Annotated in this window: 20 protein-coding genes; 10 read left to right on the top strand and 10 right to left on the bottom strand. The window is 67.9% G+C overall.

The window, feature by feature from the left end:
- Positions 1 to 9 precede the first annotated feature (9 nt).
- Entirely contained in the window at positions 10 to 264 is a 255-nt protein-coding gene (locus QSK05_RS15515) for a hypothetical protein (protein ID WP_285597906.1), read from the bottom strand.
- A 179-nt stretch (positions 265 to 443) separates the two neighbouring features.
- On the bottom strand, positions 444 to 1,694 hold the full coding sequence (locus QSK05_RS15510) for an MFS transporter (protein WP_285597905.1): 1,251 nt from the start codon (positions 1,692 to 1,694) through the stop codon (positions 444 to 446).
- 29 nt (positions 1,695 to 1,723) lie between these two features.
- Here QSK05_RS15510 and QSK05_RS15505 point away from each other — a divergent pair, with 29 nt between their 5' ends.
- On the top strand, positions 1,724 to 2,512 hold the full coding sequence (locus tag QSK05_RS15505) for a DeoR/GlpR family DNA-binding transcription regulator (RefSeq protein WP_285597904.1): 789 nt from the start codon (positions 1,724 to 1,726) through the stop codon (positions 2,510 to 2,512).
- A 109-nt stretch (positions 2,513 to 2,621) separates the two neighbouring features.
- On the opposite strand, the gene QSK05_RS15500 is transcribed toward QSK05_RS15505, so the two are convergent.
- The gene (locus QSK05_RS15500; RefSeq protein WP_285597903.1) at positions 2,622 to 3,206 is read right to left on the bottom strand and encodes a LytR C-terminal domain-containing protein; all 585 of its coding nucleotides are present in this window, start codon (positions 3,204 to 3,206) and stop codon (positions 2,622 to 2,624) included.
- A gap of 168 nt (positions 3,207 to 3,374) precedes the next feature.
- Between QSK05_RS15500 and QSK05_RS15495 the strand changes: the two genes are divergently transcribed.
- The 4 genes from QSK05_RS15495 (at position 3,375) to QSK05_RS15480 (ending at position 5,999) form a co-directional block, all read left to right on the top strand.
- Complete coding sequence (locus tag QSK05_RS15495) at positions 3,375 to 3,743, top strand: VOC family protein (RefSeq protein ID WP_285597902.1); 369 nt, start codon at positions 3,375 to 3,377, stop codon at positions 3,741 to 3,743.
- Positions 3,736 to 4,593 (top strand): NAD(P)H-binding protein, encoded by an 858-nt coding sequence (locus QSK05_RS15490; RefSeq protein WP_285597901.1) that lies wholly within the window; start codon positions 3,736 to 3,738, stop codon positions 4,591 to 4,593. Before QSK05_RS15495 ends, QSK05_RS15490 begins: the two co-directional genes overlap by 8 nt.
- Before the next feature lie 586 nt (positions 4,594 to 5,179).
- Positions 5,180 to 5,584, top strand: coding sequence for a DddA-like double-stranded DNA deaminase toxin (locus tag QSK05_RS15485; protein WP_285597900.1), 405 nt, complete (start codon positions 5,180 to 5,182; stop codon positions 5,582 to 5,584).
- A gap of 4 nt (positions 5,585 to 5,588) precedes the next feature.
- Entirely contained in the window at positions 5,589 to 5,999 is a 411-nt protein-coding gene (locus QSK05_RS15480; protein ID WP_285597899.1) for an Imm1 family immunity protein, read from the top strand.
- A 257-nt stretch (positions 6,000 to 6,256) separates the two neighbouring features.
- Here QSK05_RS15480 and QSK05_RS15475 read toward each other — a convergent pair whose 3' ends face one another.
- Positions 6,257 to 7,204 carry a helix-turn-helix transcriptional regulator gene (locus tag QSK05_RS15475; RefSeq protein ID WP_285597898.1) on the bottom strand — a complete coding sequence of 316 codons (948 nt, stop codon included), beginning with the start codon at positions 7,202 to 7,204 and terminating at the stop codon, positions 6,257 to 6,259.
- A 188-nt stretch (positions 7,205 to 7,392) separates the two neighbouring features.
- On the opposite strand from QSK05_RS15475, the gene QSK05_RS15470 reads away from it, so the two are divergent.
- Both QSK05_RS15470 and QSK05_RS15465 read left to right on the top strand, forming a co-directional pair.
- Positions 7,393 to 8,331, top strand: coding sequence for an alpha/beta fold hydrolase (locus tag QSK05_RS15470; protein ID WP_285597897.1), 939 nt, complete (start codon positions 7,393 to 7,395; stop codon positions 8,329 to 8,331).
- 1,755 nt (positions 8,332 to 10,086) lie between these two features.
- Positions 10,087 to 10,695 carry a class I SAM-dependent methyltransferase gene (locus QSK05_RS15465; RefSeq protein WP_285597896.1) on the top strand — a complete coding sequence of 203 codons (609 nt, stop codon included), beginning with the start codon at positions 10,087 to 10,089 and terminating at the stop codon, positions 10,693 to 10,695.
- Positions 10,696 to 11,277: 582 nt separating this feature from the next.
- On the opposite strand, the gene QSK05_RS15460 is transcribed toward QSK05_RS15465, so the two are convergent.
- Positions 11,278 to 12,318 (bottom strand): glycoside hydrolase family 26 protein, encoded by a 1,041-nt coding sequence (locus QSK05_RS15460; protein ID WP_285597895.1) that lies wholly within the window; start codon positions 12,316 to 12,318, stop codon positions 11,278 to 11,280.
- A gap of 280 nt (positions 12,319 to 12,598) precedes the next feature.
- Here QSK05_RS15460 and QSK05_RS15455 point away from each other — a divergent pair, with 280 nt between their 5' ends.
- Positions 12,599 to 13,159, top strand: a complete 561-nt coding sequence (locus QSK05_RS15455; protein WP_285597894.1) for a SigE family RNA polymerase sigma factor — start codon at positions 12,599 to 12,601, stop codon at positions 13,157 to 13,159.
- 3 nt (positions 13,160 to 13,162) lie between these two features.
- Positions 13,163 to 13,918 carry a hypothetical protein gene (locus QSK05_RS15450; protein WP_285597893.1) on the top strand — a complete coding sequence of 252 codons (756 nt, stop codon included), beginning with the start codon at positions 13,163 to 13,165 and terminating at the stop codon, positions 13,916 to 13,918.
- A 97-nt stretch (positions 13,919 to 14,015) separates the two neighbouring features.
- On the opposite strand, the gene QSK05_RS15445 is transcribed toward QSK05_RS15450, so the two are convergent.
- From QSK05_RS15445 to QSK05_RS15430, 4 genes are all read right to left on the bottom strand, one after another.
- Positions 14,016 to 14,486 (bottom strand): hypothetical protein, encoded by a 471-nt coding sequence (locus QSK05_RS15445; protein WP_285597892.1) that lies wholly within the window; start codon positions 14,484 to 14,486, stop codon positions 14,016 to 14,018.
- Between the two features lie 46 nt (positions 14,487 to 14,532).
- On the bottom strand, positions 14,533 to 15,348 hold the full coding sequence (locus QSK05_RS15440) for a DUF3152 domain-containing protein (protein ID WP_285597891.1): 816 nt from the start codon (positions 15,346 to 15,348) through the stop codon (positions 14,533 to 14,535).
- 203 nt (positions 15,349 to 15,551) lie between these two features.
- Positions 15,552 to 18,971, bottom strand: coding sequence for an MFS transporter (locus tag QSK05_RS15435; protein WP_285597890.1), 3,420 nt, complete (start codon positions 18,969 to 18,971; stop codon positions 15,552 to 15,554).
- Between the two features lie 4 nt (positions 18,972 to 18,975).
- Positions 18,976 to 20,160, bottom strand: a complete 1,185-nt coding sequence (locus QSK05_RS15430) for a radical SAM protein (RefSeq protein ID WP_285597889.1) — start codon at positions 20,158 to 20,160, stop codon at positions 18,976 to 18,978.
- Between the two features lie 460 nt (positions 20,161 to 20,620).
- Here QSK05_RS15430 and QSK05_RS15425 point away from each other — a divergent pair, with 460 nt between their 5' ends.
- Entirely contained in the window at positions 20,621 to 21,538 is a 918-nt protein-coding gene (locus QSK05_RS15425; protein ID WP_285597888.1) for a JmjC domain-containing protein, read from the top strand.
- A 253-nt stretch (positions 21,539 to 21,791) separates the two neighbouring features.
- Here the strand turns inward: QSK05_RS15425 and QSK05_RS15420 are convergent, their stop codons facing one another.
- Positions 21,792 to 22,781, bottom strand: a complete 990-nt coding sequence (locus QSK05_RS15420) for a helix-turn-helix domain-containing protein (RefSeq protein ID WP_285597887.1) — start codon at positions 22,779 to 22,781, stop codon at positions 21,792 to 21,794.
- Positions 22,782 to 22,863: the final 82 nt, after the last annotated feature.

Genomic DNA, 22,863 nt, shown 5'->3' with positions numbered 1-22,863 from the left:
TTCGTTGCACTACGCCGGGTCGAGACTGTGGCGGCGGGTCTCCGGGCGCCCGATGAAGTACCAGGCCAACCAGGCCAGCACCGGCATCCAGACCACGAACAGCACCCACAACACTTTCATGCCCAGGGAGAGTCCGGAGTTCAGGATCGAGGACACCACGGCCACGAACATCACCAGCAGGGACAGCAGCCCGGCGATGATCGCGGCGGCCAGCAGCCAGTGCAGAGGGTGCGGACCGGGGGCAGCCGCCTGGAAGGAAGTCATGTCGGGAAGCATGGTTCCCGCCGGTGCGCGCCACCATAACTCGCGCGTCTACCGCCGGCTATGCCGCAAGTCGTAGGGACCCGGGCCCGGATGGCCGGTCCCCACGACCTGGACGTGGGGATCCAGCTCTTCAGATGGCCGAAAGTTTCATGAACGCGCGGATTGAGGAGACGGGGACCTCAAGGACTGACCGGCTCCTCGGCCGTGCGAGGGCTGCGGGGTCGCAGCGCTCCGGCCGCGACCGCGGCGACCACGAACAGAATGGCCAGCAGCCACAGCGCGCTCAGCAGACTGGTGGCCTGGGCCAGGAAACCGACGGCCGGTGGCCCGGCCAGGTTGGCGAAATAGCCGATGCTGGCCACCACGCTGACGCGGGCCGCCGGGTTCGGGCCGCTGTCGGCCGCGGCGGACATCCCCAGCGGGAAGCCCATCGATACACCGATCGCCCAGAGCAGGACGGCGATCAGCATGACCACGGGGTTGCCGACCAGGATGAACAGGACGACGCCGAGAACACCCAGGCACGAGGTAATCTGGACGGTCCGGACCCGGCCGAGGCGGTCGACCAGTGGACCGCCGAGCACCCGGGCAGTGGTCTCGCCGACGGCGAACGCGGCGAAGAACAGGGCGGCGACCGAGGGCGAGCGGCCGTGCCCGTCGCTGGCGGCGAGGGTGAGCCAGTTGTTGGCCGATCCCTCACCGAGTTCGGCGCCGAGCATGACCACGCCGATCAGGAGCAGACGCCAGTCGCTCCAGCCGCTGAACCAGCTGCGGAACCGGTCGGCGCGGGACAGCTTGCTACCAGCCTCTTCCGGCTCGCCGCGCGGTCCGTCAGGGATGGCAGCGGCCGCGAACAGCGCAAGAGCGACCATGACGACCGCCTCGGCGGTGAACTGCGTGGCCGGGTTGATGGACAGGGCCGCCGCGGCGGCGCCGATGCCCGCACCCACCGCGGCACCGGCCGACCAGGCCGCGTGCATCAGCGGCATGAGGGTGCGCCCGATCGCTCGCTCGATGGTCGCCCCCTCGACGTTGATCATGACGTCGAGGGTGCCGATCGCCAGGCCGACCACGACGAATCCCACCGCGACGACCGGAACGGACGCGAACACGGTGGAACCGATCCCGATGCTCGTCACGGCGGCGGCGATCACGAGCATGGCCCCGGGCAGTGCGCGCCGGGCACCGAACCGCAGGAGCAGGGGAGTGGAGGCCGTGAGGCCGACGACCGAGCCGACGGTGATCCCTGCGAGCAGGACGCCGATCCCGCCGGTGTCCAGATCGAGGTCACGGCGCAACGCGGGCAGCCGGGGCCCCCAGGTCGACAGGGCCAGACCTCCCACGGCAAAGGCGGCGAAGATCGCGTTGCGCCAGCGCACCAGCTGGCGGCGATCGACGGCGTCCGCCGTTATGATTATTCGATCATCCACAGAGATCATTCAATCAGGGCGGATGGGACATGGGGAGCCACCAGAGACAGAAAGAGATTCTGGACGAGCTTCACCGCGAAGGGCGCGTCGAGGTACTCGCGCTCGCCGAGAGGATCGGGATCTCGGCGATCACGATCCGCCGGGATCTGGATCAGCTGGCCGAGGCCGGGTCGCTGCGCCGCGTGCGGGGCGGAGCGGTGACCACCTCGCTACGCGGGGAAGGGCTCCCGTTCGCGGTCCGGGCGGTCGACGAATCTGCCGTGAAGGCGCAGCTGGCCCAGGCCGCCGTCGACCTGATCGCCGATGGTGAGGCGGTCGCTGTCGACAGCGGCACCACCGGGGCAGCGGCCGCCGCCGTCCTGGCCGGTCGCCGAGTCACCGCAATGCCGTTCTCGACCCAGGCCATCGCCACCCTGGCCGCCAGTTCCACCGTCACCCTGCTGCTGCCCGGGGGATCGGTACGCCTGCCGGAGGGGACGATCGTCGGCCCCCTGGCCCAGCAGACCCTCACCGGCCTGCGTTTCGACACCACCATCCTGACCTGCTGTGCGGCCGCCCCCGCAGCCGGCGTCACCGCCTACGACCTGGAGGACGCCGCGATCAAGAGGGCCCTGCGGGCTGCCGCCGAACGCACCATCCTGATCGCCGAGGGTGCGAAGTTCACCCGCAGCGCCCTGGCCGTGGTCTGCGCGCTCGAGGAGGTCGACATTCTGGTCACCGACGCCTCCGCCCCGGCCGAGGTTCTCGCGAGCTTGCGGGACGCCGGCGTCCGGGTCGTCACCGTTTCCCCGCCCACAGAGCCGCAGCGGCGTCACTGATCTGGAGACCGCGGGTGATTTAGCAAGCGATGGAAAGGCTTTCGAATCGACCGGGCCGTCCGGTCTCTACCTGACGCGTTCCTGCCGCCCGGCGGGAGGGTGAGCCGGCCTACTGGGCGTCCTGCCCGAGGACGACCGTCACGCGGCCCGGGTAGACCGTCGCATTCTCGGTGAGCACCCCGATACCTCCGATGACCTTCTTGACGGCTCGAGCTGTCCCCAGCATGTCGGCGTCGCGGTAGTAGATCTTGCTGACCGACAGGTTCCGGCTCTTGGCGTCGTCCACCAGGGAGATGCTCCAGCCCTGGTCCTCGAGCTTGGCCCGGTAGCGCCCGGCCAGGCCGTTGACGCTGAGCGAGTTGAGGAGGACCACCTCGACGGACGGGTCCACCGCGGCGTCGCCGCCATCGGCAACAGGCGTTGCCTCGGGATCGGCACTCGCGGTGGGTGCCGCCGTGGTTGCGGTGTCTTCGGTCAGTGCCTGGCCGGAGGCCGAGCTGTCGCTCGACGCGGAGCGGCGGTTGCCGATGACCATGGACACTGCGCCGATCGACAACAGGACAACGGCGATGCCCGCGATGACCGGCAGGGCGGCAGAGATCGTTCTGGTCCTCGAGCGGTGGGCTCCTTGGCGATTCTCCTCCGCTGCTGCAGCGGAGTGATGGTCGTAGTCCGGGAGCTTCGTTGCAGTCACCGCACGAGAGTCCCAGAACGAATGCATCCTGGACCAATTCGGAGGTGGGGGGCCCGGGCCGCGACCCAGCGACGTCTCCAGGGCAACCGCCTGCCGCCTTGACTCATGTCAGGACTCTGACATAGCTTCATGCGTGTCAACACACTGACACGACGAAGGAGCTTCACCATGGCCGTCACGGGCCCCGACTTCATCTCCCTGCAGGCGCGCGACCTCGAACGGTCGGCAGCGTTCTACGAGCAGCACCTCGGCCTGGTCCGATCGCAGGCCGGCCCTCCGCACGCCGTGGTCTTCGAGACCAAGCCGATCGCCTTCGCCCTGCGCGATCTGGTGCCCGGCGTCGACCTCGACGCGGTGGCACAGCCCGGGATCGGCGCTGCCCTCTGGCTGCACGCCGATGACGTGCAGGCCATCCACGACGCCCTGGTCGCCGCCGGTACGACGATCGTGTCCGCGCCGATCGACGGTCCCTTCGGCCGCACCTTCACCTTCGCCGACCCCGACGGCTACCAGATCACTCTCCACGACCGTGGCTGAGCCGACGACGCTCCTTTTCGGGGCGACCGGCGCACTCGGAGGACACGTCCTGGACTCCCTGATCACTCGGGGAGTGGACCCGGCGACGGTCACGGCAGCGGGCCGCAACCCCGAACGTCTCCAGGAACTGGGCCAATCCGGTTTCGCCACGGCGACAGTAGATCTGTCGGACGTGAATCGAATGGTGGACGTCGTGGCCGGCCACCGCCGGGTCGTCCTGATCTCCGGGGGAGACTCCCACCGGCTCGAGCAACACACGGCCGTCATCGAAGCCGCGGCGAAAGCCGGTGTGGAGCACCTCTACTACACAAGCGGACTGCGCGCCGACGACGTCCGCTTCGCGATCGGGGCCGACCACCAGGCCACTGAGGACGCCCTGATCGCCTCCGGGGTCACCTACACCATCCTTCGGAACGGTTGGTACATCGAGAATTACCTTCAGGCCATGGCCGGGCCCCGCCACACCGGAGTGCTGGCGGCCGCAGTCGGCGATGCCGTCGTCGCAGCCGTCAGCCGAAAAGACCTGGCCGACGCCCTCGCGAGCGTCGTCACGAGCGATGGGCACGACAACGTGACCTACCACCTCTCGGGCGACACCGATTTCACCTACGCGGACATCGCCCGGGCCATGTCCGTCGTCCTGGAGCGCGAGGTCACCTACACCCCGGTGACTCCCGACGAGCTGAACGCGATGCTGGTGAACTCCGGGATGGACGAGGCGATGGCCGGGTTCCTGGTCGGCCTCGACGAAGCCATTGCCGGAGGTCTATTCGCCCGGGCCGGCGACGACCTCGCCCGTCTGATCGGCCGTCCGACGGCGACCTTGGTCGAGGGACTCACCCACCGATGACACGCCGCCTGACCGAAATCGCCTAACGGCAGCGGGGGTGGGTACCGGGCAGCCTCGGAGCGACATTGACGGCCGAGAGAGCCATGCATTCCTGTGAGCAGTTGGCCCTCAGCAGCTACGGGCACGGGTGGGACGGCCTGGCCTTCCAATACGAAGCGGCGCGCGAGTACTTGGAGGACGCCGCTGGTCAGCTTGCGGTGGTGCACGAGGCTGGTGAAGTGGCTGTGACTGCGCTGACCAATATCTCGCCCGAGACGGCACAAGGCGACGTGACCGATCATCTGTGTCAGGCCCGTGAGGCGGTCGATGGTGCCCGGGCTGCGCATGACGGCGCGAGCGCCCGCGCCGGTGAGGCCCGGGAGCACCTGGAGGCCGCCGAGGATGCGTCGCTGGTTGGTCGGCTGCAGAGTCTGGAGCGGGATCTGCTGGACGCGGCGCAACGCTTGAACGTCGTCAGCGAGGCTCTGGCAGCCGAGCTGGCGGCGTCGATGCAGGCCGGTCAGGCTACCGGGGGTGGCGGTGGTGACGCGGGAAAAGTGTTGGGTCCAGCGATCCGGACCTCGTTCCTGAGCCGCGGCCCCGCCCGATGCACCCTCGCGTCCCGCCGACGCCGCCTGACGGCGAGAAGGTCAGGGGCATCATCACTATCGGGGGTCAGGAGACCGACCTCGTCTCTGGCGAGAAGGGCCATGGGGAATGGTTTTACGAGGGAGGCAATCATCCTGGTGGTCCGACCTCGGGGCGCACCAGGGCTACGACCCATGTTGAGGGGCACGCTGCTGGGCTGATGCGAAAGACGGGGGCGAAGTATGGAAGTCTTTTCCTGAACAAGCGGCCCTGTGGGCGTGGTGCGGCGAACTGTTCGACCGTGCTGCAAAAGCTGCTGGGCCCAGGGCAGGTGCTGGACGTGACGTTCATCGATGAGGTGGACAGCGGCCGGGTGAAGACCTGGCGCTTCGTCGGTGGCATCAAACGATGGAAGGAACTCTGAGCACGTGAACCTGGTCTGGACCGACGCGAAGACTCGCATCGAACAGAGGGCACCCTTCACCGGTGGGATCGTAGAGCTGGTGGCGAAGGTCGACGAGCAACTGCGCATCTATGCCCAGGAGGCTCCTGACCGGTACCCGGGGATGGCGCTGGAGATCAGCGAAGAAGCCTCGGAGAGTCTGGCATTCGGGGTAACCCCGGACGGCTGGAGTTTGGTCCTGTGGGACGGGGATGACGCATCCTGGCGCACCGCTGGGGATGAGGAGGCCACTGGCTCGTACGCTGTCGTGTGGTCTGTGCCCGACGATCTGCCGGCGTCCTGGTTCGTGCCCCGTGAGGCCGCTCTGGGAGCGGTGGAGTGCTGGCTCAGGGACCAGAGCATGGACACTGCACTCGAGTGGGTCGCCAACGGGTAGCAATCTCAGTCCTGCTGAGGTGCGCGGGGAGGGCTGCTTGCAGTAGGTCGGCGTGCACGCTGATGCCGGCGTCACTGCTGTCGTCTGCGTTGAGGGTGGCGACCTTGTGGGCCCCGCGCGGATCCGGCAATTGTCTACCGGAGAAGACTCGCCCGATCCTGGCCCATAATCATTGATTATGATTGCAGGTCAATAGCTTTGTCATGTGCTGCAGCCGAGCTCGCTGGCGCACCCGTCGATGAGCGCTCGTTCCGGTCTCAGCCGTAACGTTCGACGAGCGCGTTGCCGATCGAGGCCAAATGGTCTCGCACGCCCTGGGGGCCGGTCACCTCGAGCCATTCGATCAGCCCAGAAAGCTCTCCGGCGAGGGTGTACTCGTCGTAGCCGCGGATCACGACCTCGATGCGGCCATCCGCCGTGGAACCTCCCACCACGAGCCGACTGCCGAACCCCATGCGGAGCAGGCCTATTCCATGGGGCACGCATACCGCCTGGATCTCCAGGGGCATGCGCTGACGGTCGACCTCCTCGGCGATCTCGCGCCAGCTCTCGGCAAGGTCGAAATCCTCGGGTCGGTGCACGGGATCATCGGTCGGTTCGACGGACGACACGCGGTCGATCCGGAAGGTCCGCCGGCCGGCCTCGGTGGTGCAGATGAGGTACCACGACGGACCTTTGGCGACGATGCCCAGTGGGTGGACGTTTCTCTGCGTTGCGGCGCCCTGGCGGTCCACGTAACCGAGTCGCACCTGAAAGCCACGGATGACCGCGTCCTGGAGTTCGTCGAGGAAACGAGGTGGTTGAGGCTCGACCTGATGTGAGCCCCATCGTTGCGGTTCCATCACCAACGATGCTGCCGCCGCCTCGGCGTGCACCCGGAAGGGCTCCGGCAGGGCATGGACAAGCTTGCGCAGAGCGGCCTTCACGGCCGGTGTCGCAGGCGCGGCCGGGCCGGCAACCAGGAACAGTGCTCGGGCCTCGCTCGCGGTCAAACCGGACAGGTCGGTGCGGGCGCCGCCCACGAGGCGCCATCCGCCGCCTCGACCTTGGGTGGAATACACGGGTACCCCGGCCATGGCCAGGGCGTCGAGGTCGCGGCGGGCGGTGCGCTCGGAGATCTCCAGTTCTCGGGCGACCTCTGGTGCCGTCACCTGCTCGCGCTGTTGCAGCAACAGGAGGATGGCTATCAGCCGGTCAGCTCGCATCGGGTAACACTTCCACAGGAAACCGGTCAGGAGATGACCGGTTTCCGTCGCCAAGATGGCGACATGGCCTCACCGACGAGTCCGCCTTGCGACCACCGGATCGACCCGGGGCCTGTCAGGGCGGGGACGACGCTGCCTACGGGCACCGTCGTCGCCTGATCATCCCGAAGAGATACCGAGGACATAGCGTGTTCGATCCAGCCAATTTTCCCCAGCCCACCCTCATCGCCGTCAATGGTGTGGAACTTGAAGTCTTTGAAGCGGGCCGGCCAGGAAAACCCATTGTGCTGTGTCACGGTTGGCCGGAGCATGCCTTTTCCTGGCGCCATCAGATACACGCCCTGGCCGCAGCGGGATACCACGTCATCGTTCCCAACCAGCGCGGTTACGGCAACTCGTCCCGGCCGTCCGAGATGACAGATTACGACATCGAAAACTTGTCGGGTGATCTGGTCGCACTTCTCGATCACTACGAATATCCAGATGCCACCTTTATCGGCCATGACTGGGGTGCCATGGTCGTCTGGGGGCTGACCTTGCTGCATCCGCACCGCGTGAACACGGTGATCAACCTGAGCCTGCCGTACCAGGAGCGCGGAGAGAAGCCCTGGATCGAGTTCATGGAAGAAATACTGGGCGCAGACTTCTATTTCGTTCACTTCAATCGGCAGCCAGGAGTCGCGGACGCACTACTGGACGCGAAGACGTTCCGTTTTCTTCGCAACCTGTACCGGAAGAACGTGCCACTCGCAGCGCCAGAACCGGGAATGGCGATGATCAATCTCGCCAACGCAGAAAAACCACTGGGCGAGCCCGTGATGAGTGATAGCGAACTGGCTGTTTTCGTCTCCGCCTTTGAAGCATCAGGGTTCACGGGAAGTATCAATTGGTACCGGAACCTCGACCGAAACTGGCGCCTGCTGGCGGACGTGGACCCCATCATTCACCAGCCGACCCTCATGATCTACGGCGAGCGAGATGCGGTCCAGCAGTCCGAAAGGCTCACAACGTTCGTGCCCCGTGCGGAAGTGATGACTCTGGATTGCGGTCACTGGATCCAGCAGGAGAAGCCGGAAGAAACAACCCAGGCGATCTTGAACTGGCTGGATCAGCGGGATGCCACGTAGGTCATGGTCTGGTCCAAGGCCGGTGTCCTATCGTGGTTTGCCTAGCAACAGAGCAGGTCAGGGTTGGAGCATGGGTTGGGTCGGCGGGTACTGACGGTCTCGGACCGGGTGGAGATCTCCACCCGGTCCGAAGTCGGGTCAGACGCTGCGGCAGATCGCTCGGTTGATCGACAGGGACGTGTCGGTCGTGTCATGGGACGTCTCGCGTAACGGCGGTGCGGACGGCCGGTACGTTCCGGTCACCGCGGATGTGAAGGCAGAGAAGCGACGTCGGCGCCCGCAGGAACGCAAGATTGACACTGATACGGTTGTCCGGAAACGTGTTTGGTCGGACTTGCGGCGTTGGCGTTCGCCCTGGCAGATCGTTGACCGGCTGATGGCCGAGGTAGGCGATCCTGGGCTGCAGACAGCGGTCGGCAGCCCGCAGGGACGAGGACGCACGGTGAGTCACGAAGCGATCTACGCCTGGATGTATGCCCCGCCCAAGCGCGAGATTACTTGGCATGGGTCCTCCTGTACTCCGGCCGAACCCGCCGCAGCCCCGTGCCCAGCTGGGCAAACGCCCAGGACCGATCGTGGGGATGACCTCGATCGATAAGCGCCTGACCGAGGCCGATGACCGGAAATTCCCGGGACACTGGGAAGGTGACCTGGTTGTTAGCACCTAAAATGTCAGTGCTGCAGCAACTCTCGTTGAACGCACGACACGGTTCGCGACCATACTGGGCCTGCCCCAGGGTAAGAACTCTGATGGCCTCGCCGATACCCTGATCGAGTCGCTGGCCTCGTGGCCGGCGCCGTTCAGACGGTCACTGACCAGGAGCCACAATGAGAATAATCGGTAGTGTGATCTTGGCCAGCGCGTTGGTGGGTTTGCTCGGCGCCTGCGCTGACGGGAGTGCCACGCAAGTGGGTGCCAGCCAGAAGCTAGCAGTGTCTACAACGAGCGCGACTCCTGGGCCAGATGATCTGGCAACGACTGAACCGGCATCACGGCCGGCTGATCTTCCATGTGGTCCCAACGGAGACTGGGAAGGCATGTCGGAGTTGGAAGGGCTCAACTTAAATGAGGCTACGGAGCAGGCCAAGCAAGGCGGCTACACAGTCAGAATCGCTGGAGAAGATGGAGAATGCCGTTCCGGAACAGACGATCTTGACCTTCGGCGCGTCAACCTGTACAGCGAAAATGACCGCGTAGTTTGGGCTCTGTTGTACTGAGGGGTTGTTTCGAAGATGCTGGGAGCGGGCGAGTGATAAGTCGGCCACCCCTGGCATCTGCTGTGACGATGCCCAGCGGGCGATGACGTCGGTGTCCGCCACAGCATCCAAGGCCCCTCTTGGTCAGGATGGGATGGGACACCTCGTGTGAGTGCGAGGGGTTACTGACCTGGGCGGTATCGGAGATCCTATGTAGGTAGGGACCCGGAGATCACCGATAGCTCGGGCAAGATGTTCGGCGCCGTTCTCATACCCGAGCGCCACGTGAGCGACTCCACCATCGCGTCAGTTCGATCCGTCACGGTTCATGGCTATCGGTGCACGGCGATGTGATCAAGGCGTAGGTGAGACCTGTGACGGCCGTCTTATGGCCTCGAAGCGGCCGGACCGGGGCCAGTGATGCTCGCGGTACGCCGGAGTTCTCGGTGATGACCTTGAACATCGCTCCGAGCGAAACCTATGTCAGTAGATGATCGAAGCCGCCGTCGGCCCATTGCCGCATCCACTGGTAGCCGTCACGGATGGTAGAAGTCAACGGTGGAAGATCCGGTCGACATCACCCTGGCTACCTACGAGGCTGCGGCCGAGACCTATGTCGACATGAGTGGGCTCCCTGGATCGACGGTCCTGGGATTCCTGGACCGTCTGGCGGCTCTGATCGGTGGGGGCACGGTCCTGGAGATCGGTAGCGGACCGGGCTGGGACGCCGATCATCTGGAGACCCGCGGGCTGCGGGTGGTCCGGACCGACGCGACCAGGGCATTCGTCGAGCGCTTGCGGGCCCGGGGCCATGATGCCCAGATTTTGGACGCGCGGACCGACCCGTTGGGTGGTCCCTACCAGGCCATCCTGGCCGACGCTGTGCTGCTCCATCTGCCCCGCAACGGGTTTGAGGACTTCCTACGGCGTGCGGGGCAGGCCGTCGTGCCCGACGGTCTGCTGGGTTTCACCCTCAAGGAGGGTGATGGCGACGGGTGGAGCACGGAAAAGGTAGATCTGCCGAGGCACTTCACCTACTGGCGGGAAGCGGCCGTCCGTGAGGCTCTGGAGGGGGCGAGGTGGTCGGTGCTTGCTGTCGACCATGTCGTCGGCCGCTCGGAGAACTGGCTGCACGTCATCGCTCGGTCCCACCCCGACGAAGCCTGAGCGGAGGCTTTCTGCCGGCGATGCTGAACGGCCAGCGGATAGCGTTTTGGTGAATCCCGCGAGCGCCATCACATCATCGACATCAATCTATTCCTGGTAGATGCCATTTCGGCGCGCCTCGTCAGAGGAAACGTTTCGCACGAACAAACCGAAGTCGTAATCTTCCGGCTCGGACATGATGGCCCCTGCCACAAGTCGTGCAATCTTTTCCTCGTCGGATGAATACCGTACTTCAAGAGTCGAGCTTCCTGAAACCTCGAGCTGTGCAGAGTGGGTGTCAACTCTTGTCCACGTAACTCTCACGCTGTCGTCCAAGCAAATGTCTTGACCCGAGTACGACAAGCGCAGATGGCCGCCATCGCGTCGATACAGGACCATGTCCTTGTCGTTGACGAGAGCGAAATGTCCCCGTATTGGTCCCGGTGGAAGCGCTCTCTTCCATCGCTCCTTGGTCAGGGGCGTGACTATGCCGGTGTCCACGTCCAAAGTCCCTCTGTTCGCGAACGACTCCATGGATTGAACGTGAATTTGCACAAGTCAAGATCCTTCCTACCCGTAGTCAGTTCCGGGGGGCCGGGGCGTTCAGGGATGACGCAGCCCGAGGATCCGGGACCTGTACGCCTTGGCCGCCTTGGGGTTCTGGCTCGAGGAGATGGCGCACCCGCAGTAGCTGGCGCCCTCGTCGAACAGGGACACGAAGCGGATGGAGCCGGGGTCGGACTTCGCCTTGGCCGACAACCAGGAGTAGGTGGCGTCGAAGAACTTCGGGTTGTCGCCGCCGGAACCCGCGGCCGCCGACGACACGCTGAACTCGGCCAGGGCGAACGGCAGGCCCCGGGCGCGGGCGAACTTGTACCAGTAGTTCCAGCCGTACTTCTTGGTGAAGTGACTGTTGATGTTGGCCTGCGTGGTGAACGGCGCCCACCAGTCGTAGGCGTCCAGCGCGATGATGTCGACCTTGCCCTTGACGTAGAGGCTTTCGATGGCGCTGACCGTGCCGTTCTGCGCGGCGCCCTCGTTGGGGTTGAACACGATCTGCAGGCCGGGAGCGGTGGACCGCATCAGGTTCACGGCCCGGGAGAACTGCTTGCGCCACTGCGCGACGTTCGTGGCGTGGGAGAAACAGCAGTTCATCTCCCAGCCCAGGCGCACCAGGCCGTTCGGGTCGACGGCCGCGATCTGCCGGCCGAGTTCCTTCCACCCCTGGTCGCCGCCGGCCATGCCGTCGTCGGTCCACAGCGGCACCGACAGGATGAAGTCGTCACGTGCGGGGTCGAAGCCGGCCGGCACGCTGGAGGCCCACCAGTTGTTCAGCTCCGCCGACCAGGTAGTGCGCGTGGTGTAAGCAACGACATTGTCGACCGGGGCGCCGCGCCAGGTGGCGAAGTCTCGGGCCTTGGTCGCCGAGTGCCCGAAGAACCCGCCATCGCTCCAGGGCAGGCCCGAGGCGTACGTCGTCGGATCCGGGGCCTGGCCGGTCTCCGCGACCAGGTCGTAGCTGAGGGCCGGCGACGCGGGGGGCCGACCGGGTGCGTCCACCGCCGGGGCCACCACGGCGGCCGCACCGGCGAGGATCGCCGTGGCGGCCGCGAGGGCGGCGCTGAACGAGTGGACGCGTCTCATGAGCTCTCCTTGCGTGGTCCGCCCCGGCGGAACCGGCCGAGATCTACCGGGCGCGGCACTGCACTCCACCGATTACTACGGAGAAACATCGGCGCGACTGAGGGGCGGGTCGAGGAGATTCACCCGGAAAGGGCAAATGGACGAGCACGTCCAGAGCCCGTTCGGGTCACGTTGGGCAGGTGCGGGGCCCCCTGGGGGCCGACCGGCGTCCACCAAGATTCTGAAACCAGGCAACCTGGGGGAGTGCTGGATCCGTACAGGGGGCGAAGGAGGTGCCGACATGCCGCGCCCCACTCGTGACGACGAGTTCGCGACGTTCGTCCAGAACCATCGGACGTCGCTGTTGAAGTTCGCCTGCCTGCTCACGGCGGGGGACGGGCACCAGGCCGAAGACCTGGTGCAGACCGCCCTGACCAAGGTGTACCTGGCCTGGCCGAAGCTGCGACGCAGCGAGGGTGAGCTGGCCTACGCCCGGCGCACGCTGCTGAACAGCCATATCGATGAGACCCGCCGCCCGCGCTGGCGACGGGAACGGTCCACCCCCGTCCTGCCCGACATGGCCGCGCACGAAGGTCCTGACGGGATCCTGGGGCTGGAGCACGGTCGGTTCGGGCCCGACGGGCAACGGGTACGGGTCGCGCTGGCGACCCTGCCCGCCCGGATGCGAGCAGTGGTGATCCTGCGCTACTGGCTGGACCTCAGCGTCGAGGACAGCGCCCGCATGCTCGGGTGCACCCAGGGCACGATCAAGAGCCAGGCGGCGAAGGGAACAGCGAAACTACGCGACCTCCTCACCGCGCCGTCACTCCCGACGGCGCCCGGATATCAGACGGGAAGGTAAGCCATGGACGATCTGAAAGACATTCTCGACAGAGCCGTTCTGATGGACGACGCACCGGTGGACCCGTCCGCTGACCTCGCCCGTGCGCGTGGTCAGCTACGCCGGCGCCGCATGACGCGAGCCGGTGCCGGTGCTGCCGGACTGGTGGTGATCGCGGCCGTCGGCGGCGTGCTGTCCACCCAGGGCACCCAGACGGTCACCCCGGTGCCCGCCATCGCCTCGGCGCCGGCGGCCACCACGGCGGCAACGAAGGACGACTCACTCCCGGGAATCGCGCTGGTCGCCTACACCGGCGAGCAGGTGCCCGGCTACCAGGTCGGGTTCGTGCCGAAGGGCTGGGAGATCCAGGGCGGATCGAGCACCGTGCTGGCGATCGCCCCGAAGGGTTTCAAGAACCAGGACATCAACCAGTGGGTGGGCAAGATCGCTGTCCTGCTGCAGTCCAAGGACGCTGCTCCGGACCACGAACCCGTCACCCAGGCCGATCTGGAGGCGTGGGGGATGGAGGGGGAGGACCTCGAGACGACCGTCACCGAGGTCACCGTCAACGGGCACCAGGCCTGGCTGACCCGGCCCAAGACCCCGGACCGGTCCAGGACCCCGGGCCGGTCCACGTCGGTGAGCGTTGACTTCACCGACGACAAGGGCCACAACATCGTGGTCCAGGGCCCGTCGTCCCTGAACTGGAACGACACCCAGTGGCTCAAGTTCGCCCAGAGCGTCAAGGTTCTCAGCAACGCCGAGGCCGGCCTCGGCTGAGCTGTTCCCCACCGATCCACCCGCGTCCTCAACATCAGGGACGCGGGTGGATTGCGTTGTGCCGGTGAGGAAGTCGACGCACGCGTGAGTGCCCGGGTCATTGCGCCTGCCGTACATCGGCGATGCGTCCGGCCAGCCGTTCCAGCCCGTCGCGGATCAACGTCCCGTACCCGTCCGCACCGAGGACACCGGCCGCGGCCAGTCCGGCGTCCAGCTGAACCCGGGCCTCGGCCGGGCGGTGCTGGCGCAGGTAACCGTCACCCAGATTCAAATGAAGGCTGGGAGCCAACCCAGCCGCGTCCGGAATCCCGATCGCGGCCAGGTCGTCTTTCCCCACGTGGGCGAACGCCGCCAGAGCCCGCTCGTCCCAGGACACTTCGTCATCCAGGACGGCCTCGGTGTCGGCCAGGTAATGGGCCAGCACGCACCGCTGCGCGAAATCGCTCTCTGCCGTGGCGTTCCAGCACGCCAGCATCATGTGCCGCCCGCGCTCAGGCTCACCCCCGAGCGCGATCCCGATGGCGGCGATGATCTGTCCCCAGCCCGTCGTACCGGTCATACTCGTCATGCCCGTCATGAGGTGCGACGTTAGAGGTCACCACCGACAATCTTGATCAGGGCGCCGGAACCGGATCGTTGTACTGCCCCGGAGCCCCACTCAGCAGCTTTCCCCGCACGACCGGCCAGCCATTGGCCACGCATCCGTGCAACCCCAGGGTCTGCTGCTCCATCACCGGAGCCTTCCGCCCCGGACCCGGACACAGCTCGTGGTGGTGCCCCAGGGCATGCCCCGTCTCATGGTTGATCATGTAGCTGCGGTACGTGCCCAAAGACGCTCCGTAGCCCGGAACTCCGTGCACCCACCGGGCAACGTTGAGCACGACACTCGGCCCGTTCCGGCACGAGGTGTACTCGTCGACCTCCCCGGCCGCGGCATCGCCGCACAACTCGTCCCGCGTGCCCGGCGTCGCCAGGTAGATGGTGAAGTCGTAGGGATCCTGGGGCCCGACCCGCTGGAGCCGAACCTCCCCGGTAACGGTCCAACCTCGTCCATCGGCCAGCGTCTTCGTCACCCGATCAGCGAAATCCTCGATCCGCACACCGGTGATACCTCGCTCGACCGCCACCCGGTACCGGCGCAACGGGCCCCGATCGCCGGCGACCCGAGCCTCACGCGAAGCTGTCCGCCAGCGACCCGAACCGGAGCGGGGATAGGTGACCGGAGGCGAAGGCGAAGAACTGGGAACTACTTCCACCGTCGTGCTCGGCTCCGGAGACGTCGAGGCGGCCCGGGCGAGACCCACAGGAGCGCTCGCGACCGGGTGGGGCGCCGGCGCGCACCCGGTCATCGCCAGGAGCGCGGCGGAGCCGAGCGCCCCGACCAGCCGGCGCCCGGTTCTCCGGGTGGACGGCGTTGTGTCGACCTGCATCCTTGCTCCCTTGCCCGTTTCCGTATCTGCGACCTAGACACGGTTTGGGGGCGCGGGAGGTTGTATGTGGTCTGCTGTTTCGGCATTGCGGAGCCGACGGTCCACGGGAAGTAGGTGGGCGTGCACGATGCGTAGGCCGCTTCCGGGTCGTGGGCCGCATCATCGGTCAGGGCGAGCTTCGGCGCAGTGACGGGTCCCTCTCCTCACGAGACTTCAGGATCACTGTGCTCAGCCGGGGATGAGCCACGCGCGTGCGAGCCGAGCCCCAGCTCATGGGCGAAGAAGGCGAGCAGGTCGGCCTGCAGGGCCGTGAGGCTGGACCGGGACCGGGCACCGTGCCCGGCGTGGGCCTCGGACCGCAGCAGCACCGGCGCGGCGCCGGACCCGGCCCGCCGCAAGGCCTCGCCCATCTTGCGGGAGTGCAGCGGGTCGACCCGGGTGTCGGCCTCGAACACCGCGAGCAGCACGGCGGGATAGGCCTGCCCTTGTCTCACCCGGTGGTAGGGCGAGTACGCCTGCAGCCAGGCCAACTGCTCGGGGTCGGCGGCGTCGCCGTACTCACCGACCCAGCTGGGTCCCAGGCCCGACTGCTGGTAGCGCACCATGTCGAGCAGCGCCGCCAGGCAGGCCACGGCGCCGTAGCGCTCAGGGTGCTGGGTCAGGGCGCCGCCGGCCAGTAGCCCTCCGTTCGAGGCGCCCCACACCCCCAGCTGCCCCGGCGTGGTGAGACCGAGGTCGACGAGGTGCTGCGCGGCGGCGTTCAGATCGTCGATGCTGGTCTGCTTGCCCGCCAGCCGGCCGGCCCGATGCCAGGCACGGCCCTCTTCGCCGCCACCGCGCACCGCCGCGATCGCGTACACGCCGCCCGCGCGTACCCAGGCTGTCACGTCCGGCGCGTGGCTCGGGGTGGTCGATTGCCCGAAACCGCCGTACGCCATCAGGATCGTCGGTGCCGGGGGCCTCGGGGCCGGTGCAGTCTGCGGGTCGGGGGGATCGGCCGTGACGACGAAGAGGCGTACGGGGGTGCCGTCGGCGGAGGGGTACGTCAGCTGCCGGGTGCGGATCGGCGGGCCGTCGGGCGTGCGCGCGTCGTGGGTTCCGAGGCCGGCGGGCGGGGTCCAGGGGGCGGCCAGAGCGGTGTGGGCGTCGAATCGGTAGACCGTGGTGGGGTGGTCGAAGCCGGTGACGGCGAACCAGGCCGCGTCGGCTGCGGCGGGTTCGGTGCGTAGCTGGCCGATCGAGCAGTTCCCCGGCAGGGCAACGACGTTCAGGAGGGTGCCGTCGCGCAGGTCGTGCACGGTGAGCTCGCCGACGGCATGGCGCACCCGGCACACGAGCAGCAGGGGGCGGGGTAGGCCGGGGTGGTCGAGCACGGCGTAGTCGTCGAGCACCGCGTCAGGGTCCTCGGGCACCAGGTCGCTCCAGGAGCCGGGCTCAGGAGCGTCGGGTGTGCAGCGGATCAGCCGGTTGCGGTCCGCGCCGAGGTCGGTGAGGGCGTAGATGCCGTCCGGGCGCGGGTTCGGCCGGGTCCGGGCGTCGATCCCTTCGTGCATGACCCGGAACTGCGGGGCGGCCGGGTCGCTGCTGCGTAGGTCGGTGAGCCAGAGGTCCTTGCGGGGATCGGTCCCGGCCGAGGCGCTGACCACGAGCCACCGGCCGTCCGGATCGGTGCGCACGGCGTAGTGCTCGGTGGATCGGCGGCCCTCGCCGAACACCACGGGATCGTGGTCCGGATCGGTGCCGATGCGGTGCAGGCGCACCCGGCGGTGGTACTGGTCCTCCCCAGGCCGCTGCGCCGGATCCGGTCGCCGCACGTAGTAGAAGGCCTGCCCGCCGGGGAGCCAGGCCACGGTGGAGTTGCGCACCCGGCTGATCGGGCCGTCGACCACGGTGCCGGTGTCGACGTCGAGCACCCACAGCTGCGCGTTCTCGGTGCCCCCGGCCGCGACCTGGTACGCCAGCAGGCGCCCCTCGGTGGAGGGGTGCCAGGCCTCGAGCGTGGTGCGGCCGGTCGGGTCCAGCCGGTGCGGGTCCAGCAGCGTGCGCACCGGGCCGCCGGGCGCGATCACCGCGATCACCGGATGCTCGGAGCCGGTGGGATGCCACTGGACGAACCATCGTCCCCCGGCCGGGCGGGGCGTCGAGACCGGGGAACTGACCTGCGCCAGCCGCTCGATCTCGGTGGCGAAGTGGTCCCGGTGACTCCAGCCGGCCGTGGCCCGGTCGAACTCGACCGCCCGTTCTCGGCTCCACTCCTGGGTGCGCGGGTCGTCGCGTTGCTCCAGCCAGAGCAACGGGTCGGCCGGTACGACAGGAGCGATCGCGTCGGGGGCCAGGTGGGCCAGCACCTCGGGCTGGGCGGCCTCAGCGAGGTCGTCCTGCTCGTCCTTCCGGTTCGGCGGGGACGCGTCGGCCCTCCAGGCCTGGCGTAGGGGCTGCCAGATCAGGGCGGTGAGGGCAGCGGTGACCGCGGCCAGCACCGTCCATGCCCCGGAGGTCCCGACCCCTTGCACCAGGGCCCCGGCCGTGATCGGGCCGAGCACGGCCAGCCCCATCAGCAGCAGGCTGGTGGCGGCGTTCACCCGGCCCAGCAGGTGCCGGGGGGTGCCGCCGAGCACGGTCGTGCCCACCACGACCCCGGCCGCCGGGGAGAGCACCATCAGGGTGGTCAGCAGACCCGCCGCCAGCGCCGGGCTGAAAGCCAGGGCCAATGCGGTGAACGCGAGCGCCCAGGTCGCGCCGAGGCCGAGCAGGATCGAGGCCACTCCCAGCCGGCGGGTCACGGGCAGGGCAAGCACCGAACCGGCCACGGCGCCGATCCCGGCGCACGACATGGTCAGACCGATCATGCTGCCGGTGGCGCCGTGCAGGCGCAGGTCGATCACGATCAGCAGCTCCATCGCGCCGCCGACCAGGTTGATCACACCGCAGAACACGAGTACCAGCAGCAGGGGCCGGGCGGTCAGCAGCCAGCGGATCCCGGCCGTGACGCCGCCGCGTTCGGCGACTGCCGCGACGACGGTGGCGGGCCGGGAGATACCGGCCAGCAGCAGGGCCGAGACCGCATAGGAAGCACCGTCGAGCAGGAACGGCAGCATCGGGTCGATCATGAACAGCGAGCCGCCGAGGGCCGGGCCCAGCAGGCTGGTCCCGGCCTGCACGATCTGGCCCAGGCCCATCGCCTCGGTGAGCTGACTGTGGGTGGCGGTGACGTCGCGGGTCATCAGCCCGGCGGCCGGGCTGAACAGGGCCCCGGCCAGCCCTTCGACGGCGGCCACCGCGACCATCTGGGCGAAATGGGGTTCGCCGGTCAGGGCCACGACCGGCAGGCTGCCCAGGGCCAGCAGCCGCACCAGGTCGGTGGCGATCATCACCCGCCGGGGATCCCACCGGTCGGCCAGCGACCCGGCCGGGAGCCGGAAGGCCAGGCGGGTGCCCAGTGCCACGGTGGCGATCGACCCGGCCTGCACGGCGCTGCCACCCGTGGACAGCACCAGCAGGGGAAAGGCGAGCGTCGACATCGACGAGCCCAGGGTCGAGACGAACTCGGAGAGAAAGATCCTCCGGTAGAGAGGGTTACGCCGCAGCACGGCGGGAACCAGGCCGATCAGGACGGTGATCACGGCGTCAGAGCCGATCGGAGGCGAGCAGGTAGTCCAGCAGCCGGCCGTCGACGCTGTCCTGGAACCGGGCCACCTGGGTCCCGTCGGCCTGCTGGTATTCGTAGCCGCAGGTGACCCAGCGGTTGCGGACCCTGTCGACGTCGAGGTAGCCCGAGTCCACGGTGCCGACCTGCCAGCCTTCCTTGCCGGCGGATTGCCAGCTGCTGTAAAGGGTTCCGTCGGCGTTGATCACTGCGCCGTGCCGGCCTCCGGGGTCGGAGCAGGTCTGGCAGGTGGTGCGCATCGTCGGCCGGGCGATGCGGTATCCGGCTTCGAGCGCCTGGATCGACCAGTCGAGGAACCGGTCGGCCACGCTGTCCTGGTGGCGCAAATCGTTGGCGTATCCGACCCCGGAGTCGCCGACCCAGGCGAAGGTCATGGTACTGCGGGCGGGGTCGATCGCGCCGTCGAGCTGGCCGAACAGCTCGCCGATCCGCTCGGCGTTGTGGTGCGACACGTTCACCCGCAGGTTCCAGCGCAGGTCGGTGGCCTCGGTGGCGCGAGCTACGTTCTTCACGATGGCATCGAAGGTTCCGGCCCCCGAGTGCTTCACCCGCACGCTGTCGTGATCGGCGCGGCTGCCGTCCAGGGTGATCTGGGCCCCGCAGAGCCCGGCGGCTTCGAGATCGATGGCCAGCTTCCGGTTCAGCAGTACCCCGTTGGTGGCCATGTTGGCGTACCCGCGCCCGATCTCACCGGTCCGGGTCAGTAGTTCCAGGCAGCCCTTCGGGTTCAGCAGCGGCTCGCCGCCGAACAGCAGGAGGTAGAGACGGTCCAGCCCGGCGGCATCCATCCGTTCCCGGGTGAAGTCGATGATCTTGTCGATCATCGGGCTGGTCAGGCGCTTGCGGGTGATCCGGTCGGGCCGGAAGGGGTTGCCGTCCCCGGCGCCGGTGTTCTGGAAGCAGTAGCCGCAGCCCAGATTACAGACGGTACTGGTGAGCACCGTGATCATGTACGAGCGCGGGACCCGGGGCCGGTAGGCGCCCGCCTCGCGCAGGAAACCCTCGGTCTCGGGATTGATCGTGCCGTCCGGGCCGACCTGGTCGTGGCGCAGCAGCGTCCAGGTCTGGTTCCCGATGAACCACCACCCCCGGTCGCTGCGAACCAGGCGGGGTGAGTCCGTTTCGTCGAGCCGGGTGCCGATCATGCCCGCTCCTGTCGTTCGTCGCCGGCGTGTCCGCGGGCGTCCACCAGAACGTGATGACGCTAGGCGTAACCGGTATGGGGCCGGTATGAGGACGGTTGGGAACCCGGAACGAGGGTCAGCGAAAAGGCCTGGCTGACAATGAAGCCGGACCATACCGACGCCGAACCCGGCCTTCCTAATGTCTTTCCCAGAGCCGCTGCCGAGTGGCCCGACACGGTGAGGAGATTCCCATGAGCAACCAGGAAATCAGCCCCGAAGAGCCCGAGACCGACGAGGTGCTGGCCCACAGCGCCGAGGAGGACGAGGACGGCGCGGGTTGCGTCGGTCAGTTCAACGCGGCCTGAGGACAGTTCGCAGCCTGATCCATCAGCGGCGCGTCGCGGGACCCTCGTTCTTCGGGGGTCCCGCGACCGACCGTGAACCATCCTGAACGTCCACCATCTGTTTCCGGGAGGTCATCGTGCAGCAGGGCTTGAACCGACTCGTGAACGACGTGCAGGTGCTGACGCGCGCCTGGGAACGCGAGACCGTGGTCAGCACCGGGCTGGGGGACTTCGACGACGTGCTCTCGGTGGCGTCGGTCGAGGCACTCATCGAGGGGAGCCTGCCGCTGGCGGCGGCGCGGCTCTTCAAGGAGGGCGAGTTCCTGTCCTCCGACCTGCTCACCCGGCCCGCGGGCCGGCGGGGGCGCAACGCCCGCCAGCTCGTGCACGCCCCCGCCCTGTACCGCGAGGTCCGCGCCGGGGCGACGGTGGCCATCGAGGAACTCCAGCTGTTCAGCCCGGGAGTCGAGGCCCTGACGTCGGCGGTGTCGGCCCAGACCGGGTACGACGTGGACAGTACGGCCTTCCTCACCCCGGCCCGGGCCGGGGGAGCCGGCCCGCACCGGGACAAGGTGGGCTTCTTCCTGCGGCAGGTGCACGGGGTCAAGCGCTGGCGGGTCTGGCCGGCCGAGACCGGGCCCGCGGATCAGCGCCCCGACCCCCTCGAGTTCGCCCGCACCCCTCCCGAGATCGACATCCTGCTGAAAGAGGGGGACTGCATCTACATCCCGCGCGGGCGCATGCACGTCGGGGAGACCCTGGACGAGCCGTCGCTGCACCTGTCGATCGGGATGTTCCAGATCACCTGGGCCAAGGCCCTGGCGAACCTGGCCCAGGCGGTCGGCACCGGGATCGACGAACTGGCGGAGTTCCTGCCCTCGCGGTTCGCGACGGTAGACCCCGACGAGGCGATGCAGGAGCGGCTCGGGCTCCTGATCGAGCGACTGGGCGCGGCCCGCTGGTCATCGATCGATCCCGGGAACCCGGCGCGGGCCAAGGCTTCGTTGCCCTCCCCGGCCGGGCTTCAGGAGGCGCTGGACCGCTACCGAGCCTGACCAGTCTGACCAGCTTGACGAGGGGTCAGTCCCACCCCAGCACACCGTCGCCGCACGGGGGGAGCGTGCCGAGGCCGTTGCTGACGAAGGGGGTCCAGGGAACGTCGATGGAGAAGGTCCGGCTCATGGTCGCTACCACCTCAGGGTCGGGGAGTTGGTGTTTTCCGATGAGGACAACAACACCGTGTCCCGGGCCGGCGGACAACGACCTGGACCGGTCATGAACTGTCCCGGTCAGGACATCAACCTGCCGTCACAACCAGCCCCGCCGGGCGGCCTCCACCCCTGCCTCGAAGCGGCTACGGGCGCCGAGTACCACCATCAGGCGGGCGATCCGGCGGCGCAGGTGACGTACCGAGACCTCCAGGTCGCGGGCCACCGTCTCGTCGGTGCAGCCCGAGGCGAGCATGGCCAGCACCCGCCGGTCGGAATCGGTGATCTCGTCACTGGTTCCCTCGGCGTTCGTGTCGTCGGTGCCCCAGGGCAATTCCGCCGCAGCGTTCCAGGTCCGGTCGAACAGGTGCTGTAATCCCGCCACCAGTCCCGGATTACGCACGACCAGGGCCCCTCGCCGGCTGTCGGCCGGGTCCATCGGCACCACGGCCACCTGTTCGTCGAGGATCAGCATGCGCCCGATCGGCGGGTCGGTCACCCGGGCGCTGACGCCCAGCATCACCAGGTCGCGCAGGTGCACCCGGTTCAGTTCGTCGTCGAGCACGCTGGTCTCGTGGATCACCCGCATCCGGATCCGCCGCCGGATGGCCCGCAGATCCAGCGGCCGGCTGGCCTCCAGTGCCGCCGCACTCTGCGGCCCGCCCGGCTGAATCGAGTCGACGCTGCTGCGGGCGAAGAAGGCCAGCTCGGCGATCCGTTCGCGGACCGCCTCGACGCCCTGCACGCTCTCGATCTCCGGCTCCTGCACCGCCGGGGGGCGGGTGAACGCCGCCACGATCGCGGCCACGTCGGAGCGGGTGGACGACAGTCGCCGATACTGCGACATCAGCTCGTCCTCCCGGGTCTCGATCAGTCTGCCCAGCGTCAGGCCCGGATCGTTCATCGTGACGCCGGAGGCGTCGATCCGCACCACCTGGAACTCGGCGAGGGCGTCCAGGGCGTTGATGACGTCCTCGTCGGGCAGGCCGGTGCGCGCGGCCAGAGTGGACAGCTCCGCCACCGGGTCGGCGAGCAGCTCGCGGTACACGCGCTCCTGGACGACGGAGAAACCGAGATCACGAAGAGACATCGAACCCGCGATGTCTACTTGATGACCGATACCGTCAGGAACCGGCCACGGCCGGGCCGCCCCCCGGTCTCCCGCCGCACCG

Source organism: Kineosporia sp. NBRC 101731 (assembly GCF_030269305.1).
Taxonomy (GTDB): domain Bacteria; phylum Actinomycetota; class Actinomycetes; order Actinomycetales; family Kineosporiaceae; genus Kineosporia.
The sequence above is the reverse complement of the archived record's forward strand: the minus strand, read 5'-3'. Positions and strand labels throughout refer to the sequence as shown.

Excerpts from the sequence above, each read along its gene's own strand:
- QSK05_RS15515 (WP_285597906.1), bottom strand. The coding sequence starts at position 264 with ATGACTTCCTTCCAGGCGGCTGCCCCCGGTCCGCACCCTCTGCACTGG.
- QSK05_RS15505 (WP_285597904.1), top strand. The coding sequence starts at position 1,724 with ATGGGGAGCCACCAGAGACAGAAAGAGATTCTGGACGAGCTTCACCGC.
- QSK05_RS15495 (WP_285597902.1), top strand. The coding sequence starts at position 3,375 with ATGGCCGTCACGGGCCCCGACTTCATCTCCCTGCAGGCGCGCGACCTC.
- QSK05_RS15485 (WP_285597900.1), top strand. The coding sequence starts at position 5,180 with ATGCACCCTCGCGTCCCGCCGACGCCGCCTGACGGCGAGAAGGTCAGG.
- QSK05_RS15475 (WP_285597898.1), bottom strand. The coding sequence starts at position 7,204 with ATGCGAGCTGACCGGCTGATAGCCATCCTCCTGTTGCTGCAACAGCGC.
- QSK05_RS15460 (WP_285597895.1), bottom strand. The coding sequence starts at position 12,318 with ATGAGACGCGTCCACTCGTTCAGCGCCGCCCTCGCGGCCGCCACGGCG.
- QSK05_RS15455 (WP_285597894.1), top strand. The coding sequence starts at position 12,599 with ATGCCGCGCCCCACTCGTGACGACGAGTTCGCGACGTTCGTCCAGAAC.
- QSK05_RS15450 (WP_285597893.1), top strand. The coding sequence starts at position 13,163 with ATGGACGATCTGAAAGACATTCTCGACAGAGCCGTTCTGATGGACGAC.
- QSK05_RS15445 (WP_285597892.1), bottom strand. The coding sequence starts at position 14,486 with ATGACGAGTATGACCGGTACGACGGGCTGGGGACAGATCATCGCCGCC.
- QSK05_RS15440 (WP_285597891.1), bottom strand. The coding sequence starts at position 15,348 with ATGCAGGTCGACACAACGCCGTCCACCCGGAGAACCGGGCGCCGGCTG.
- QSK05_RS15430 (WP_285597889.1), bottom strand. The coding sequence starts at position 20,160 with ATGATCGGCACCCGGCTCGACGAAACGGACTCACCCCGCCTGGTTCGC.
- QSK05_RS15420 (WP_285597887.1), bottom strand. The coding sequence starts at position 22,781 with ATGTCTCTTCGTGATCTCGGTTTCTCCGTCGTCCAGGAGCGCGTGTAC.